The organism is Corynebacterium sp. MSK074 (genome assembly GCF_030229735.1).
In the GTDB taxonomy this organism is placed as follows: Bacteria; Actinomycetota; Actinomycetes; order Mycobacteriales; family Mycobacteriaceae; genus Corynebacterium.
Genome location: NZ_JASPIX010000023.1, coordinates 1,912 through 3,311 on the forward strand (window position 1 = coordinate 1,912; position 1,400 = coordinate 3,311).

The window sequence follows — 1,400 nt, forward strand, 5'->3', positions numbered from 1 at the left end:
TGTGGTTTGTTTGTGTGTGTTTGTGTGATTTCTTTTTTCTTTAATCAATTTTTTGTCAAGTTCACTTGTGTGGCCACCCGCATGATTTTTGTTGTGTGTGGTGGTTTGTGTGTTCGTTATTAAGGGCGCATGGTGGATGCCTTGGCATGCTGAGCCGATGAAGGACGTGAAAGGCTGCGTTAAGCCTCGGGGAGTTGTCAATTGAGCGTTGATCCGAGGATGTCCGAATGGGGAAACCTGGCCCTGGTTATGTGGGGTTACCCTTCAGTGAATTCATAGCTGTTGTGGGGGTTTACGCGGGGAAGTGAAACATCTCAGTACCCGTAGGAGGAGAAAATAATAATGATTCTGCTAGTAGTGGCGAACGAACGTGGATGAGGCTAAACCGTGTGCATGTGATACCTGGTAGGGGTTGTGTGTGCGGTGTTGTGGGCCCCAATGTGGACTAGCTACTGATGGTCCGCTCGTGTGTTGTTGTTAGGTGAAGTGGTTTGGAATGGCCTGCCGGAGAAGGTGAGAGTCCTGTAGTTGAAGACAATGGCATGTGGGTTGTTGGGTTGCCCGAGTAGCAGCGGGCTCGTGGAATCTGCTGTGAATCTGCCGGGACCACCCGGTAAGCCTAAATACTCAGTGTGACCGATAGTGTATGAGTACCGTGAGGGAATGGTGAAAAGTACCCCGGGAGGGGAGTGAAATAGTTCCTGAAACCATGTGCTTACAATCCGTCAGAGCACCGTTTGTGTGTGATGGCGTGCCTTTTGAAGAATGAGCCTGCGAGTCAGCGGCATGTCGCGAGGTTAACCCGTGTGGGGTAGCCGTAGGGAAACCGAATCCTAATGGGGTGTCAAGTGGCATGTCCTGGACCCGAAGCGGGGTGATCTACCCATGGCCAGTGTGAAGCAGCTGTAAGAGGTTGTGGAGGCGCGAACCCACGTAGGTTGAAAACTGCGGGGATGAGCTGTGGGTAGGGGTGAAAGGCCAATCAAACTCCGTGATAGCTGGTTCTCCCCGAAATGCATTTAGGTGCAGCGTCGTATTATAGCTTGGTGGAGGTAGAGCGACTGGTTGGTTGAGCGGGACTACAATCTTAGCAATGTCAGCCAAACTCCGAATGCCACTAATTGTGTTGTACGGCAGTGAGACTGTGGGGGATAAGCTTCATAGTCGAGAGGGAAACAGCCCAGATCGCCGGTTAAGGCCCCTAAGGGTGTACTAAGTGGAAAAGGATGTGGGATCGCGAAGACAGCCAGGAGGTTGGCTTAGAAGCAGCCATCCTTGAAAGAGTGCGTAATAGCTCACTGGTCGAGTGGTTCTGCGCCGACAATGTAGTGGGGCTCAAGTACACCGCCGAAGCCGCGGCAAACTTTTTTTGTTTGGGTAGGGGAGCGTCGTGCATGGGT

Annotated in this window: 1 rRNA gene (running past one end of the window); it reads left to right on the plus strand. The window is 52.0% G+C overall.

The window, feature by feature from the left end:
* Positions 1-109: 109 nt before the first annotated feature.
* A 23S ribosomal RNA gene (locus QP965_RS11335) occupies positions 110-1,400 on the plus strand; it runs 1,480 nt beyond the window's last position.